Annotated in this window: 13 protein-coding genes and 1 pseudogene; 11 read left to right on the top strand and 3 right to left on the bottom strand. The window is 67.4% G+C overall.

Features of this window, described 5'->3' with window-relative positions; translation table 11 throughout:
* The first annotated feature begins 117 nt into the window (after nucleotides 1-117).
* A complete protein-coding gene (locus tag ACZ7MX_RS18830; RefSeq protein ID WP_472133474.1) occupies nucleotides 118-1,422 on the top strand; it encodes an MFS transporter in 1,305 nt (434 codons plus the stop codon).
* On the opposite strand, the gene ACZ7MX_RS18835 is transcribed toward ACZ7MX_RS18830, so the two are convergent.
* On the bottom strand, nucleotides 1,377-2,597 hold the full coding sequence (locus tag ACZ7MX_RS18835; protein WP_472133476.1) for an NAD(P)-binding domain-containing protein: 1,221 nt from the start codon (nucleotides 2,595-2,597) through the stop codon (nucleotides 1,377-1,379). The two genes, ACZ7MX_RS18830 and ACZ7MX_RS18835, sit on opposite strands and share 46 nt — an antisense overlap.
* A gap of 57 nt (nucleotides 2,598-2,654) precedes the next feature.
* Here ACZ7MX_RS18835 and ACZ7MX_RS18840 point away from each other — a divergent pair, with 57 nt between their 5' ends.
* From ACZ7MX_RS18840 to ACZ7MX_RS18875, 8 genes are all read left to right on the top strand, one after another.
* Nucleotides 2,655-3,077 (top strand): secondary thiamine-phosphate synthase enzyme YjbQ, encoded by a 423-nt coding sequence (locus ACZ7MX_RS18840; RefSeq protein WP_472133478.1) that lies wholly within the window; start codon nucleotides 2,655-2,657, stop codon nucleotides 3,075-3,077.
* A gap of 352 nt (nucleotides 3,078-3,429) precedes the next feature.
* Nucleotides 3,430-4,125: a Crp/Fnr family transcriptional regulator gene (locus tag ACZ7MX_RS18845; protein WP_472133480.1), complete on the top strand. Its 696-nt coding sequence runs from the start codon at nucleotides 3,430-3,432 to the stop codon at nucleotides 4,123-4,125.
* A 130-nt stretch (nucleotides 4,126-4,255) separates the two neighbouring features.
* The gene (locus ACZ7MX_RS18850; protein WP_472133482.1) at nucleotides 4,256-5,113 is read left to right on the top strand and encodes a hypothetical protein; all 858 of its coding nucleotides are present in this window, start codon (nucleotides 4,256-4,258) and stop codon (nucleotides 5,111-5,113) included.
* Nucleotides 5,110-7,224 (top strand): hypothetical protein, encoded by a 2,115-nt coding sequence (locus ACZ7MX_RS18855; protein ID WP_472133484.1) that lies wholly within the window; start codon nucleotides 5,110-5,112, stop codon nucleotides 7,222-7,224. Before ACZ7MX_RS18850 ends, ACZ7MX_RS18855 begins: the two co-directional genes overlap by 4 nt.
* A gap of 70 nt (nucleotides 7,225-7,294) precedes the next feature.
* Nucleotides 7,295-8,416 (top strand): PE-PGRS family protein, encoded by a 1,122-nt coding sequence (locus ACZ7MX_RS18860; RefSeq protein WP_472133486.1) that lies wholly within the window; start codon nucleotides 7,295-7,297, stop codon nucleotides 8,414-8,416.
* Nucleotides 8,417-8,442: 26 nt separating this feature from the next.
* Nucleotides 8,443-8,919: a Pycsar system effector family protein gene (locus tag ACZ7MX_RS18865; protein WP_472133488.1), complete on the top strand. Its 477-nt coding sequence runs from the start codon at nucleotides 8,443-8,445 to the stop codon at nucleotides 8,917-8,919.
* Between the two features lie 70 nt (nucleotides 8,920-8,989).
* Nucleotides 8,990-10,183: a M48 family metalloprotease gene (locus ACZ7MX_RS18870; RefSeq protein WP_472133489.1), complete on the top strand. Its 1,194-nt coding sequence runs from the start codon at nucleotides 8,990-8,992 to the stop codon at nucleotides 10,181-10,183.
* A gap of 348 nt (nucleotides 10,184-10,531) precedes the next feature.
* Nucleotides 10,532-12,016, top strand: a complete 1,485-nt coding sequence (locus tag ACZ7MX_RS18875) for an ApeA N-terminal domain 1-containing protein (RefSeq protein WP_472133970.1) — start codon at nucleotides 10,532-10,534, stop codon at nucleotides 12,014-12,016.
* Nucleotides 12,017-12,155: 139 nt separating this feature from the next.
* Here ACZ7MX_RS18875 and ACZ7MX_RS18880 read toward each other — a convergent pair.
* Nucleotides 12,156-12,245: pseudogene (locus tag ACZ7MX_RS18880) on the bottom strand (IS5/IS1182 family transposase); the annotation flags it as partial.
* Between the two features lie 86 nt (nucleotides 12,246-12,331).
* Nucleotides 12,332-12,673, bottom strand: coding sequence for a transposase (locus tag ACZ7MX_RS18885; protein ID WP_472133491.1), 342 nt, complete (start codon nucleotides 12,671-12,673; stop codon nucleotides 12,332-12,334).
* 622 nt (nucleotides 12,674-13,295) lie between these two features.
* Here ACZ7MX_RS18885 and ACZ7MX_RS18890 point away from each other — a divergent pair.
* Both ACZ7MX_RS18890 and ACZ7MX_RS18895 read left to right on the top strand, forming a co-directional pair.
* Nucleotides 13,296-13,775, top strand: coding sequence for a hypothetical protein (locus tag ACZ7MX_RS18890; RefSeq protein ID WP_472133493.1), 480 nt, complete (start codon nucleotides 13,296-13,298; stop codon nucleotides 13,773-13,775).
* 198 nt (nucleotides 13,776-13,973) lie between these two features.
* A complete protein-coding gene (locus ACZ7MX_RS18895) occupies nucleotides 13,974-15,905 on the top strand; it encodes an NHL repeat-containing protein (protein WP_472133495.1) in 1,932 nt (643 codons plus the stop codon).
* The last annotated feature ends 106 nt before the right edge of the window (nucleotides 15,906-16,011 follow it).

Raw genomic sequence — 16,011 nt, forward strand, 5'->3', positions numbered from 1 at the left:
CCATCTCCTTTCGGCCGCTCCGGCCTCTGGCGGCCATCCGCTTCCGCGGTACATGATCACCTGTCGGCTCATCCTGCCCCAGCAGCCGGCCGAGGAGAAGAACCGGAGCGGAGGACCATGTCGAACGCCGAAACCCTGACCGCGGAACGGGCGCCGGACGGCGGGCGCCCGGCGTCCCGGCTGCGCCAGCTGGCCGCCGCCTCCATAGGCAACGCCGTCGAGTGGTACGACTGGTACGCCTACTCCTTCCTGGCCGTCTACTTCGCCGACCAGGTCTTCCCCAAGGGCGCCGGCAACTCCCTGGTGCCGCTGCTCTCCACCTTCGCCGTCTTCGCGGTCGGCTTCTTCATGCGGCCGGTGGGCGGCCTGCTGATGGGCGCGGTCGCCGACCGCCGCGGCCGGCGCACCGCACTGACCGTGACCATCCTGCTCATGGGCGGCGGCAGCCTGCTCGTCGCCCTCACCCCCACCTACGCGTCCACCGGCCTGCTCGCACCGGTCGTGCTGGTCCTCGCCCGTCTCGTCCAGGGCCTGTCCGTCGGCGGCGAATTCGCGGCCTCCACGACCTTCCTCGTCGAGTCCGCCGGCCCCGGCCGCCGCGGCCTGTTCTCCAGCTTCCAGTACGTCTCCACGACCCTCGGCCAGCTCCTGGCCTCCGGTACGGCGGCACTCCTCGCCGGGCTGCTCACCGAACGGCAGATGGGCCAGTGGGGCTGGCGGGTGGCCTTCCTCGGAGGTGCGCTGCTGAGCCTGCTGGGCCTGTGGATCCGCCGCGGCGCCGAGGAGACCCGCAGCGCCGAGCAGCAGGCCGCCGACCGCCCCGGCCTCTTCGAGGCGCTCCGCCGCCACCCCCGCCAGTCCCTGCTGATCTGCGGCATCACCGCCGGCGGCACCATCGCCTACTACACCTGGACGACCTACCTCCCCACCTACGCCCAGGTCAACGCGGGCTTCGACAAGGGCGATTCACTCGTCGTCGGCACCCTCTCGCTCGCCTTCTTCGCCCTGCTCCAGCCGCTCGGCGGCCTGCTCTCGGACCGCATCGGCCGCAAGCCCCTGCTGCTCGGCTTCTCGCTGGGCTTCGCGATCCTCGCGGTGCCGCTGCTCCACTTCGTCACCGACGCGTTCGTCTCCCTGCTGCTGGTGCAGTGCGCCGGCATGGTGCTGCTCACCGGCTACACCGCGATCGCCGCGGCCGTGAACGCCGAGGTCTTCCCCGCGCGGGTGCGTGCCGCCGGCATCGGCTTCCCGTACTCCCTGACGGTCGCGCTCTTCGGCGGTACCGCCCCGTACGTCGGCACCTGGTTCAAGCAGGCCGGCCACGCGGATCTTTTCCCCTGGTACGTGTCCGCGCTCTGCCTGGTCTCGTTCGTCGTCTACCTCACGCTTCCGGAGACCTCGCGGGAGAAGTTGGAGCGGTAGGGCGCGGGGCCGGGCGCCGAGGTCAGCAGTTGGCGGATGTCGTGTACGGCGGCACGGCCCGCGCGGTTGGCGCCGATGGTGCTGGCCGAGGGGCCGTAGCCCACGAGGTGGACCCGGGGGTCGCGGAGCGTGCGGGTGCCTTCCATCCGTATGCCGCCGCCCGGCTCGCGCAGCTTCAGTGGGGCGAGGTGGTCGATGGCCGCGCGGAAACCGGTCGCGTAGAGGATCACGTCCGCTTCCACCCGCCGGCCGTCCGCCCAGCTCACACCGGTCGCCGTGATCCGTTCGAACAGCGGGAGCCGCTCCAGTACGCCGCTCTCGCGGCCCCGCCGGATCGCGTCCGTCATCGGCAGCCCGGTCACGCTCACCACGCTCTGCGGCGGCAGGCCCCGCCGGACCCGCTCCTCGACGAGTGCCACCGCCGCCCGGCCCTCCTCCGCGCCGAACGGGCCCTCGCGGAAGACCGGCGGCCGCCGCGTCACCCAGGTCGTGGCGGCCGCGACCGGCGCGATCTCCAGCAGTTGCTGCACGGCCGAGGTCCCGCCGCCCACCACCACGACCCGCGCGCCACGGAACTGCTCCGGCCCCTCGTACCGGGAACTGTGCAGCTGCCGGCCGCCGAACGTCTCCTGCCCGGGGAAACGCGGCCAGAACGGCCGGTCCCAGGTACCGGTCGCATTGATCAGGGACCGGGTCGCGTACCGCCCCTCCGACGACTCGACCAGCAGTCGCCCGGCCGCCCCCTCGCGGACCGCCAGGACGCTCACCGGACGGTGCACCGGTAGCCCGAAGGCCCGCTCGTAGCTCTCGAAGTACGCGCCGATCACCTCGGAGGACGGCCGCCCCGGGTCGGCGCCGCTCAGCTCCATCCCGGGCAGCGCATGCATCCCGTGCACCTTGCCGTACGTCAGCGACGGCCACCGGAACTGCCAGGCGCCCCCGGGGCGGGGGGAGTGGTCCAGGACGACGAAGTCCTGGTCGGGCCGGTAGCCCACCCGCTGCAGATGGAAGGCGGCGGCCAGGCCGGCCTGGCCGCCGCCGATCACGACGACGTCCGTCTCGACCGCGGCCCTGCCGGCGAGGGCGCCGGGTATGCCGCCGGCGCTGTGCTCGGCAAGGGCGCCGGACGCGTCCGGTGTCGGTTCGGGGGCCGTGCCCACCCCGGTGTAGTTCATGTTTCTACCAACTGGGGGAGGGGGCATTCTCTTCCCGGCCCGTACGAAGATGAACGCATGAGCTCTGCATTCACCAGCCGCACCCTGGACCTCACCACCGGCTCGACGGAGACCGTCGCCGACCTCACCGCCGAGTGCGCCGCCTTCCTCCGGGACGCCGCGGACGGCCGTGACGGCCTGCTCAACGTCTTCGTCCCGCACGCGACGGCCGGCATCGCCGTACTCGAAACCGGAGCCGGCAGCGACGAGGACCTCCTCGCCGCCCTGCACGACCTGCTCCCCGCCGACGACCGCTGGCGCCACCGCCACGGCAGCCCCGGCCACGGCCGCGACCACGTCCTGCCGGCCCTGGTCCCCCCACACGCCACCCTCCCGGTCATCGCCGGCCGCCTGGCCCTCGGCACCTGGCAGTCCGTCTGCCTGGTCGACACCAATAAGGACAATGCCAACCGTCAGGTGCGGCTGAGTTTTCTGGGGTGAGCTTGAGCCGGTCGTGCCTGCCAGACCTGGTCCGGTTGCCGGCTCTCGCGTGCTCCCGGGACACAGGGCTGCAGGGCCGGGTGCCCGTCCCGCCGGTTCGTTCGGTGGGGCCGACGTCGAGGGTGTCACGCCTTCCCAGATGGAGGTCTGTGGCGGCACCCGGAGGAAGCGCGCAACTTGGGGGTGCTCTGATCCGTGTGTCTTAGGCTGGACGCACAGCGTGAGGGGAAAGCTTCGCTGAAATTGCATGGAGCGAACGGGACTTGAGGGAGTGCGGGTGGAAACCGACGGCGTGGCCGACCCCCTGCCGGGGCAGCAGGGGCCAGCAGCCGTTTCCGCGCCGTGCGGGCCCATGGCGCCCTCACGAACCGGCAGACTCGACGACCAAGTTCCGTTTCTGGTCCGGTTGGAACACCAGGAACGTGTCGCGCTGCTGGAGCTGGGCCGGCCCATGAAGTACAGCCCGCGGTCCGTACTGGTGCATCAGGACGAACCGTCCGCCCACGTGGTGGTCATCCTCGCCGGCTGGACCAAGGTCACCCGCTCCACAGCCAACGGTTACGAAGCGCTGCTTGCCCTGCGGGGTCCGGGCGACGTCGTAGGGGAGGCCTCCGCAGTCAGCGGCCGCCCGCGCTCGGCGACGGTTACCGCGCTCGGGAAGGTCGAGGCCGTCACGATCGAGCGTGACCGATTCCTGGGCCATCTCGCGGAATTCCCGGCCTCGTCCCTCCAACTGCTCAGCCTTATCGGAGACCGGTCACAGGCCAGCGACCGGCGACGCGTGGAGCAAGGCGCACTCGGAGTACGTCAGCGGTTGTCGCTCCTGCTCCTGGAGCTGTCGCGCACACACGGGGTGCAGGACGCGGAGGGAGTGCGCCTGACCAGCGGCCTCAGCCAGCAGGAACTGGCAGGCGCGGTCGGAGCCTCTCGCGAGGCGGTGGCCAGGCTCCTGAAGGAACTGAGGGAACGCGACGTCGTCCGGACCAGCCGCAGGGGACTGGTCATCGTCCGCCCGGACCAGCTGCGCCGGATAGCGGGCGGCGAATAGCCGACGGCCGTGCAGCCGGGGCGAGTTGTGTGCCATCGGTTACAGACGCTGTGTGCAGGTGTTCCTTCTCCATTGTCAGACCCCCACGAGATAGTGCTCCGGACCGAGCCCGACCGTCCGAGAGGCACCCATGACCCTGGCCCTGACGGAACCCGTCAACCGCACCATTCTGCTGCTGGACATCGAGGACTTCAGCCGCCGGGACGATGTGGTGCAGACCTGCCTGCGCCGGGAACTGCACAACGTGGTGGAAGACACTCTGGCCGCGGCGGGTGTCGAGCGGAACATGCAGTACCGAGAGGACCGCGGGGACGGCCTGATCGTGCTGGTCAGTGCTGACATCCCCAAAACGGTGCTGCTCCGGGGCCTGTTGACGGCCGTCCCGGATGCGTTGTGCCAGTACAACCGGCTGGCATCGAGCAGCGCGCGGATGCGGCTGCGGATGGTACTGGCCGCAGGAGAGGTCGCCTTCGATCCGAAGCAGGGCACGGTGGGCGGGCTCGTCGGCCACGACCTCAACCAGTCCTGCCGGCTGCTCGATGCCGACGCCCTGCGCGAAGCGCTCGCGCAGCGGGAAGTGGACTGTGTGCTGGGGGTGTCGTCCCCCGTCTACGAAGGCGTGGTTCGCCACGGACACCGTGGACTGCGCCCGGAGGAGTTCCACCACACCGCTGTGTCCGTGAAGAAGGACCGGCTCGACCTGTGGTTGCACGGGTCGCTGCCGGACGGCATCACCACCCGTGTACCGGAGCCGGCGTCCGCCGGGCGCGGCAGCGGGGGTGCGCACGAGGGTGACGCCGGGCAGGCTCCGGCGGCTCATGCCGGGGCGCCTGCGAGCAGTGGGGCGGCATTCGCCTTCAACGGCGGAACGGTGTCGGTCGGCGGCAGCCAGGTCAACGGCAGTCAAACCGGGGTCAGCGGCGGCCACGTCACAGGCGACGTGATCATGGGCACCGTCCAGCGTGAGGGCCGGAGCGAGCAGGCATGAGCGGGCAGCCCGGTGACAAGCCATCGGACCGTCCTCAGGACGACACCGACCCGGCGGACGGCAAAAAACAGGAGCAGACGGACGGCGAGCACACTGAAACGGAGGATGACCGCCCGCAGGACCCCTGGGCGGCCCGGCGTGATCTGTACGAACACGTCCCGGCCGCCGTCGGCGGCAGCCTCGTCGGCGGCGATCAGACCGGGGTCAGTGGGGGCAGCGTAGGAGGCGACGTTGTCCTCGGCACGAAGGTGGAGCACCACTACCGCTTCGGCGCCGCCACCCACATCTCCGGAAACATTCCCCCTGCCGAACTCGACGGACTGGCCCTGGAGTTCGCAGGATACGAGGAACTTGTGCACCCCCTGCGCGACCGGCTGCGGGAGGAGCGGATCCTTGTGCTGTACGGCGCGCCCTTCACCGGCCGTCGCAGCGCCGCCCTGATGCTGCTGCGCTCCCTGGATGCCGTGCCCGTACGCGCCATCGACCCCAACACCCGGCCGACCGCACTGATGGATGAGGTCAACGGCGATCAGCACGGCTACCTCATCAGCGATCTGGTGACGAGCAGGGAGAACCCGCTGCGCGACATCGACCTGTGGGCCGTGCGGGATGTTCTCCGGAAGAAGGGTGCCTATCTGGTCATCACCGTCGACCTGCACGCGATCCTGCGGGGCGTCGACGCCGTCTCGTGGCAACCGCCGTCTCCTCAGGCGGTGCTCCGGTCACATCTGCACGCCCTGGTGGATGATCCGCGGAGGGAGCGCGAGCTGCTGGCGCTGGACGTCTCCCGGGAGTTCCTCGACCGGGACGACCACCAGCTGCGGGAGGCGGCGCAGTTCGCGAAGGCCCTGGCCGGGCACGCGGACGGCACGATCACCCGGGAGAAGCTGGCGGGCGTCGGCCCGGAGCTGGTGCGCGAGCAGGTCAGGGAATGGTTCGGGGACGACGAGACCCTTCTCCGGGACAGGGCTTTCCTCATTTCCCTGGCGGCGTTCGATGAAGCCGCCTATGCCCTGACCGCGGAGCTCAGCGACACCCTGTGGGCAGAGTTCCAGAGAACCGAGGACGCCGGGAGGGAGCCCCGGGTCGGCATCTTCGGGACGTCCATCACCAAACGCCTGCGCCTGGCCCGAGCCGTCGAGTACCGGAAGGAGGAGCACACCGAGTGGGGACCCGTGTTCCAGCGCATGGCCCGATTCCAGGAGCCCAGAACCTCTGTGGAGGTCCTCCGCGAGGTCTGGACGAGTCACCCCTCCGCGCGGCCTGCCCTGCTCGCGTGGCTCCGGAAGCTCGCACAGGACGGCCGGCCGCTGGTACGTACCCGCGCGGCAGTGACGGCCGCGGTGCTCGCCAAGTCCGACCTGCCGTCGGCGATGGCACTGCTCATCGAGGGCTGGGCGAAGTCGAAGGTGTATCGCGACTGCCTCGTCGCCGCCAACGCCCTCGCGGCGGCGCATGCCATCGGTGCGCCGAACATCCCGCAGATCCTCCGCTCCTGGTGCAACGAGGAAGCCGGACCACGGCTTCGCTGGACAGCCATCCGGGCCTACGCCCTGGTGGGCGCCAGGATGCCCGACGAAGCGCTGACGGCGTTGGCGGAAGCCGCTCGCACCGGGGACGACGAGCAGGAGGCGCAGCACATCGCCGAGTCCACCGCGCTGCTGCTGAGCGACGAATCGGCACCGGTGCGCAGCCGGCTGCTGCGGGGCCTGCTCGCAATCCTTCGGGACGGGCCTTCCGGCCGCCGACTCGCGCTGCACGCATTCGTCCTGGCCTGCAGGCGCGGCGACAATCGGCTGATGCTGCGGTGGTACGCGGCCGCTGCCTCGGAGGGCCCGGTCGAGGACGCGCAGCAGCTGTCTCTGCTGTGGCGGACCGCCCTGGGCGATCTGGAGTACACCGCCGATGCGTTGAAGGCGCTGGCCGGCTGGGCTCGTGAGGCGGACGGCGATCCGGAGGCCGAGCGGGAACTGGCGATGCTGCTTCCGACGCTGGTCGGCTCCGACGAGGACCGCAAGCGCCTCGATCACATGCTCTTGACGCTGCGCGGTCGCCATGGGAGTGCGGATACCCCACTCGCGGTGGCCAACCGCCTGCGGGGCGTGCTGTGAGGTACCGCCTCCCGTCTGCGGCCACGGGCCGCGAAGTTTCGGAACACCACTGATTGAGGAGAGAGGAACCATGGCGGACCTCCGTCGCGAACCCGACTGGGACCAGGGCGCAGACCGGCACAGCGAGCTGATCGACCCGGTATTGACCGTGCGTCAGTTGTCGCGGTTCGACCACCGCAGGGGTTACAGCCGGATCGACAACGCGCTGGTATTCACCACGGACAAAGGGGGGTTCGAGGTCTACCTGCCGCCCCACCGGCCGACCCGCTCCCTGTTCGCCCCGACGCGGTACACCGCGGTCTACGAAGTCGACATGGGGGTGCACGCCTGCACCCTGTCCCTGCTACTGCCCAGCGACAACGACGCTTTCGACTTCACCGCTGAGGTGGAGCTGACCTGGCAGGTATCCCGGCCGCAACGGTTCGTGGCCAGTGGAGAACGGGACGTGCCCGCTCTCCTGAGGCGGCGGCTGGAAAGGCTGATGTACCCGGTCAGCCGCGGGTTCCCGCTCGACCGGAGCGCGGATGCCGAACGCGCCGTGTACCACGTTCTCGCCAGGTCGGGCGATTTGGGGGAGGAGGCGGGGCTGCGCACGTCGTGCGCCGTGCGGCTCAGGCCGGACGATGCGGCGATCGGCCACCAGCGGGAGCTCCGCCGGATCCGGTACAGCGACGAACAGCTGGGACTGTCGCACGACGTGGCGATGCGGGAGGACCGGCTCAGGGCGGAGCGGAATGTGGAGCAGGCCCGGCACGATCACGAACTGGTCATGCTGCAGGGCCGTCAGGATGAGGAAGCCAGGGAGCTGGAGAAGGAGAAGGTCCGCTATTACGAGTACTACCTCCAGCACGGCGGTGTGGCGATGTGGGCCCTGCACCTGGCACAGCACCCGGAGGACTCCCGGTTGGTCATGGAGAACCTGCAGAAGGACCAACTGCAGCTGATCCGGAGCCAGTCGGAGGTCGCCCTGCAGGTACTGAAGGAAGGGAATCCGGAGGACTATCAGCGTGCGGGACTGAACAAGCAGGCCGTGGAGATCCTGGAGGGGCTCCTCGCACGTAACTTGCCCGGTTTCGCTTCTTCTCCTCCCCCACCGGACTCCCTGCCCGGGGCCGCGCCCCCCGGAGCTCCGGTGTATTTCCACAAGCAGCGGGGCGGGTCGTCCGTCGACAGCACCGAGGAGGGTCGATGAGCGGTGGTGGTGTGCAAATTCCGACGGTGGGAGCCCGTCTGCTCACGGAGCTGCGCTCCGAGACGGCTCGTGCGGACAACAAGGCATCGCTGCTTCTGGGGGCCATGAGCATGACGGTGAGCCTGCTCGGTGGCCTGCTCGCGGCTCGGGGATGGTCCTTATCCGGGCTCTCCGCCCCCGGGAGCGTGCTGTTGTGGGTGGCCATGGTCGCTCTCGCCGGCGCACTGGTATGTCTGCTTCTCGCCGTCCTGCCCCGGTACAGCACCAGCCGGTGGTCCCCGGGGCGGCCGTTGACGTACTTCGACGACATCCGCCGTGCCGCGGACTGCGGCTGGCTCGCCGAGGCCCTTACCGTCACCGAGGCCCACCAGGCCGACGGAGTACGGGAGGCGCTGGCTCAGAACAGCCGCATCGTCGGTGCCAAACACCGGTGGATCCGCACCGGTCTGGCTGCCTACTGCGCGGGCGTGGTGATTCTGCCCATCGCGCGGCTGGTCGGCTGAACGCACCGCGCTGGCCTCCCTTTTACCGCGTCGTCACGATCCGCCCGTTGTGCCGAGACAGGAACCTTTCATGACCACTCCCTTCGACTCCGCCCACCCCGGCCGCATTTCCCTGCCCGAAGCTCCGGCTTATCCGGCCGATGTTCCCTTTCCATCCCAGCGCTGTCCGGACGAGACGATTCCGCCTCCACCGCCCTACCCGGGCAGCGCGACGCCGTCCGAGGCCACTCACCCCGCCGGGAAGCCGGAGCAGCAGTCCGCTTCCGAGAAGCGCGCGCCGCAAGAGGGGCTCGGCCGGCGTGGGCGTGTGCACCTCGCCAAGCGGCAGCGGGGCATCGACGCCACGGCTGTGGGCCAACTGGTGCTGCAATTGCCCCCGTTCCTCGCCGGACTGGTGATCGTGGCGACACTCTCCAACCTCCTGTTCCCCGGCATAGGCTGGTTGGGGGTCCTGCTCTGGCTCGCTTCAGGTGCCATGGCGTTTCACCGGCCCACCGAGAGAGCCCTGGCCCGTCATCTGCTGAACCTCCGTCACCCCACCCCGGGGGAATTGGACCGGCTGGAACCGCTGTGGCGGGAAGTGACGGCTCGGACGGGTGTAGAGGGCCGCGCCTACGAGCTGTGGATCGAGGACAGCGATCACCTCAACGCCCTGGCCGCGGCGGGTCACATCGTGGGCGTCACCCGCTTTTCACTGGAGCGTCTGTCTGATGGTCAGCTGGCCGCCGTCCTCGCTCATGAGCTGGGTCACCACGTCCGCGGTCACGCGTGGTCCTTGATCCTGGGGCAGTGGTATGCGGTCCCGGGGCGGTTTATGTGGGCCGCTGTGCGGAGGCTGATCCGGCTCGTCACCGTCGTGGGCCGTGGACGCATGAGCTTCTGGGCGGCAGCGCTGCTTCTTGCGGTGGGTGCCATCGTGCTGGCGATCGCGTGGGAGTACTGGTACCTCACCCTGACGCTGGTGACCGCTCCGTATCTGCTCGCCGCCGTGACCCGTCGGACCGAACTGAGGGCGGATCACCATGCCGTAGCGGCTGGTTTCGGGCCGATGCTCGCCGAAGTGTTGCACATGATGCAGGCGGCGGAACGGGAGGGCGGGCATGCGGCAGCTTCCGCTCTGTCCGGGTGCGGCAAGACGGCTGCGATTGCCCCGGGAACCGCCGCTCGCGGCAGTAGGCGAAGCCTTTCAGGCAAGCTCCTGTCCTCACACCCCGACTATTACACGCGTCTGCACCACCTGGCGCCGTATCTGAAGCGGCAATGAATCTGCTCCAAGTCGGAACCTGGGGCTGCGCTGCCGCCGTACCCTTGCGGGCCCTGTATCGCTCAGGCAGCGCGGGTGGGACATGCTGTGGTTCTCCCAGTGGGGTTCGGCGGTCACGAACGTCGACAACCCGCACCGGCAGGTATGGGCGAGTCCTTGAGCCCCCGCCGTGGCGTACCGGGGCATATCAAGGCCTCCATCAGCCCCGGAGCGGTTCCAACAGCGCCTGGAGCCGCGCCTTGTCGCCGGCCCGGTTGATTTCTTCCCCGCGACCCAACGCACGAATAATTCGGCAGAGTGCCGTGCGTGAACCTGCGAACGCCCCGTACGACGGGAAAGGTGAACCTGATGGGCAGTGAGCCGCTGAATCTCGACGCGTCGGGCGAGTGGGCGGGCTTGTGGTGGCTGCCGGAGGACCCTGGGTGCCGGGTGCCAGGCGTGCTCCGCTACGAGCCCGAGTGCGGCTTGACACTCTCTCTGATCGGTGCGTTCGAGGACCGGGTCACGACGACGCCTGCTCCCGGTGTGTTGATGGTCCATGAAGGCCGTCGAACGTGGGATGTGATCCATGGCGCCGCCGATCAGCGCGAGATCAGCCTCCTCGGCTGTTTTCCGGTCGACGGCCGGCGGACCTTCGGTGCGCGGGTAAAGACCCCCGACAATCAGACCGTCGCGGCAACGACGGCACTCATCGGGGCGCACGTCGGCGGTGAAGACGAGGCGGCGTTCTCCACAACAGAGGTGTCGGTGGAGGACCTCGGGCATTGGGCGGCGTCGTCAGTGTTCGAAAGGTTCCTGGGTACGTCCGGCGGGCGTCCTGATGGGAGTGGCACCATCTCCGTCAAGCCCGTGGAGGTGCAGTCGGTCGAAGTCGACGGGACGGAGTTCGTGCTCGCGCACCGCCACACGCTGCCGTTCTTCGATCAGCGTCGGGGCGGAACAGTTGGTCGTATGCGGGATACCGCGTATATACGGATCACCCGGCGCGAGGCGTCCTCATTGCGTGATGCGATGAACCATGCCCGGTTGATACAAGACCTGATCGCCCTTGCCACCCACCGTGCTTCAGGCATGATCTGGCTACGCCTGAAACTGGCCCCGGGCGACGCCGTGTCGGAGTCCGGCGGGCTGCGGCCGGAGCGGAATGTCGACGTGCTCTACTCGCCCTCTGTGGTGGGGAAGCACGATGCGAAGGCAGCCGCTCATCATCGTGTGTTCTTCACGTGCGAGGCTCTGCCCTTCGAAGAGATCATCCCCCGCTGGTGCGATATGCACGAGCGGTTGCAGTCCGCGACGAACATGGTTCTGGGGCTTCGGTACGCGCCGGCACGGTACGTCGAGAACAATCTTCTGACGGCGGTGGGAGCGGCTGAGGTGCTGCACCGTGGCTTTGACATCGACGAACCGCCGATCCCGTCGGAGGTTTTCAAACCGATGCGCGAAGCGATGCTGGCTCAGGTACCCGAGGAGCATAGGAAGCGGATCCGCGGCTCACTACGCAATGACCCAACACTTCGGGATCGGTTGTACGCACTCGCGGCCCGCCCCGACCAGGAGGCGCTGTCCACGCTCGTGCCTGACGTGGACCGGTGGGCCAGGCGGACGACCCGAGCGCGAAACGACCTGGCCCACGAGGGGCGAACCCCCCACCACAAGCCCGAGGAGCTGATCGCCATTGTGGAGGTAACGACTGCGGTGGTCATTCTGAATCTGCTGAACGAACTCGGGTTGCCGGCCGAACGCCAACGAGACGTCGTGCGTGACCACCCGCAGTTGCGCGCTACGGCCAGGAGTGCACGGGACTGGCTGAGTACGTCCGAGGCGGACTCCTAAGTCGGATGGTTAAGAACGGGAAACGGGACTGGTTCCGCGACCGGCACGCTGACTGGCTTTCCGCCCCTTCGCCCGGCCTCTGACGATTCTTCTGACTGCTGTTTCCTTGTTCGGGAATTCTGCGCATACCTCCTCATCGCTTGATCCGGCGACGCCGAAGGTAGCGGCGATTGCGGCGTGACGAGTGCGCTTTCCCGGCGCCGCGATGGTCCGGCCAGGTGCGTTCACGCCGGGCGCTGCCAGCCCCTGGCGGAATATCACATGCGGGCTGTGCGCCTGAGACCGGCCGGCGCCCCCTCTCCGATCAGGGCTTGATCAAGTTCCGCAGGTCTCCGGGTTGTTGGTGATGCCCAGGATGGGGAGTGCTCGTTCGGGTTCATCGCGGATCGCGCGGGTGGTCTTGGCGATGTTGTCGGCTCCGAGGGTTTTCAGCACGCCGATGGCGAGGTTGCGGAGGGTCGCCATGGCCCGTGGTGCGGTCCCGGTGTGAACGGTGGAGGCGTCCTCGGCGAAGGTGACGTCCCTGATGTGGTGCGAGGAGTTCTCCACTCCCCAGTGCCCGCTAACCGCGGAGGCCGGATCGGCCGGACCGGTCTGGTGGGCGTCGAGGCTGGTGACGGCGTAGACGCTCTCGCGGGTCTCGCGAAGGGCCGCCACCTGACGGCCGTCGACGGCTCGGACACACAGACGATGCCTTCCCCTGCTTTCGAGGCTCACCCCCGGCCAAAAGGCAGAATGCCGATCAGTTTCGGCCCCATATCGGGGGACATTGGGGTGGCCAGGAATCAACGCAATCTGCAGTTCGATGACGTCGTGAAGCGGCCCCTCCGAGCTGGTCGTTGCAGGTCGCAGGCGGGGCATTTCAGAGTGTCGTTCAATGGAAAAACAACTGGGGGAGCAGTTCCAGCCGTCGTGGGGGCCGGATAAGAACGTCGCAGTCAGCCTGCGGCCAGGTGATGGGCGAGAAGCCGCAGGGCCGCGCCGCGTAGGTTGATCAATGAGGGGGTAGGCAGCAGCACGAAGATCCTGATGTACGCGGAGAATGACGCAAGGGCAGAAAGGTACGGACAGCAAGAGCGACGCGTGCACAGCCTGCGTCGGCGAAATGTGCCACTGTCTTTGTGAGCCCATTTGTCAGCGGCCCCCGTCGGGGTGTGCGAGATCTTGCCTCTTGAATATCAAGGTTTTGATCCCGGCATCGCGGCGTCGCGGCGAGGGGAAACAGCCTCTTCGCAAGGGTTGGTTTCGTGTCCATCGAGAGAATTCGGAGGAAAGTCGCGTGACTTTTAAGAACATCTTCGACAGTGGCGGAAGTGAAGCCAAGTCCGCCGAAGAGTCCGCTCGGAAGGTCCATGAAAAGATTCCCGGGGCTCGGCCCGAAAGGGAAGGGGTCGATCCCGAGCTCTACGACGGCATTCCTGAAACTGTGCGCGACCCGAAGATTGTGCGCGACACGTCGCCTGAGGCGCTCAGCATCATGGAAAACTTCATCACCCCCCTGTTCGAGAACACCCAGAGGGCAGCGGCAAAGCAGAAAGAAGCCAGTGAGAACCCCGGGTCCACATCCGGTATGGCGTCTTCGGCCAATAATGAGGCATTCAAGAAGGTGAAAGTGGAGATCAAGGAAGAAGATCGGCCGAAGATCGGGGAGGAAGACCGTCCAAAGATCAGCGACGAGCAGCTGGAAGAATCGAGGAAGGATAACCGCCAATCAGCCAAAGATATTAAAAGGACCGACGACGGGTCAACCAATGGGTGAGGTTGAGCTCGGAGCCGGCTCGAGGGGTGCGAGGGCTGATCGAAGGCCTCAGCTTTATGAGTCCACCGCCCTTGAGCAGCAGCAACGTCCCCGCTCGGCAGCCTGACGACTCCGCACTGGGGCGCGCCGGGCCGGCAGCAGCTCACAAGTAATCCCTGACAAATCGTTCAGTTCTGGTATGCAAGGAGGCTGAAGGCCATGGGCGGTCCCACCAAGAACAATGTGAGCACGACTCATCTCGGCGAACGATTTGTGCGCCACCCGCTGACAAAGCGAAACCTGGAGGAACTCGGCATCGCCGGAAGGGCCGCTGCCATCCTGGAGCGGGACAAGGAAAAGCTGAAGCGGAAGGCCGAGAAGAAGGCGAAGGATGGGAGTGACCGGTATGTCTCCCCTACCGGATTTTCTTTGAACAAGGGGCGATTCGACTTTCCCGAGGAGGACACTGCGCACGACCTCGGGTGGCTCGCCTACATGACGGTGGGTGTGCCGCTCGTCGAAGAGCGAGGCGACATTGCGCAGCCCCCTCCCGACGTGATTGCCAAGCAGACGTACGTCAATCGGACCGACCCCACCCCCACCGACTGGTCGCACACGGTCGAATTCTCGATCTCGAACACGATCAGCTGGTCGCTCCAGGGACAGGTGCAGCTCACGTTCGGGGCAAAAGTCACTGCGTCACTGCAGCAACAGCTGCAGAAGAGCATGGCTTTGAATCAATCTCAGAAGACCACCCTGAAGAACAGCAAAGACAATCAAGGCGTTGACACGGAGTCTCAGTCGCAGACGACGAGCACGTCAACGGCCACGAGCACCGCGACGGGTACTGGCGAATTGTCGGCACAGCTGATGCTCGGCATCACGGGTTCTGTCAGTGGTTCGCTGACCACTTCGTTCAAGACTTCTTCCACGCTGAGCGGCAAAGTCGGCAGCCGCGTGGACGTCCTGGCCACGCAGCGACGTCAGGTGCGGAGGTTCGACTACGAATACCCCATCTCCTTCGGTGGGTGGGTCGCTCTGTATTACCCCGAGCCAGTGGAGGTCAAAGAGACCCGCCCGAGCGGCCCACAGGCCAAGGAGCCGGAATATTCCAGGGTGCTTGCATGGAAACTCGGCGAGACCGGCACGGCCGCGGATGCTTTCGACTTGACCGATGAAGGCAAGCCGTTCCTGCAAAAAGGGGAGGCTGAGGTCGTTTCCACCCTTGCCGGGGTGCACGAGATCTTCGAGCTTGAAAAACTCAATTTCGATGTGGAGAAGCACCCCCTTCACAAGGGAAAGGGCAAGGAGCAGGAGCGCCCGAAAAAGGCTCCCTCGGTGCGCGCCACCGGGCTGGGCAGGTCGTACGGCCTCGCGCTGGACGAGCCGAACAACAAGGCGTACGTCGCCGACCGGAACGGCAGGTTGTACGAGGTGGATCTCACCTCGGATCTCCGCTCCGGTAACTGGCGTGAGGTCGCGAGCGGCCTGGGCGACATCGTGGATGTGGCGTTGGACCTGTCGAAGAAGGTCGCGTACGTCACCGACTACTCAGGTGGCCGCCTGTGCAAGGTGAAGAACCTGTTCGATGACTCCAAGGCCGTCGAAGTCGTCGAGGTCGTCAAGGTCCCCTACGCGTACGGCCTCGCGCTGGACGGGTCGGACAGGGCCTATGTCGCCGACTACAACAACGGGCAGTTGATCGCGGTCAATCTGAAGGACGAACTGGAGAGCGGAGAGGCAAGGACGAAGCCGGTCATCGGGGGCATGGCGTATGCCTCCGGAGTAGCGCTGGACAGGGACGGCAGGAGGGCGTACGTCGGCCGGTACGGCAGCGGCCCTCTGTACGAGGTCGACCTCAATCCCCCTTCCGGCGCCACCAAGAGCGAAGCCGCCACCTTCTCCGCAAGCACCCGCATCGCGCTGGACGGCAAGGGTCACGCATACGTCTCCGACCATGCGGGCGATTGCCTGCACGAGGTCGACCTGAATGAGAAGACTAAGGGCCTGCAGCGCGTGGTCGCCACCGGGCTTGGCGATGCTTGCGGCGTCGGGCTGCACAGCCGCACCGGCAAGATCTACGTCAGCAATATGTCCGGCCAGCTGTGGGAGATCCCCGACGTGCTGCCCGAGGCTCCGGAAACGTCGTAGCGTAGGTCGTCCTTCGCGGGTGGGCGGGCATGGCTTCCTTGATCGTGTGGCTTGTCGACAGGGCGGTGGCAATTCCCGGGGTCGTGCGGCTGGTCGGGTAGCGACC

The sequence above is a fragment of the Streptomyces sp. NPDC107765 genome (assembly GCF_055657085.1).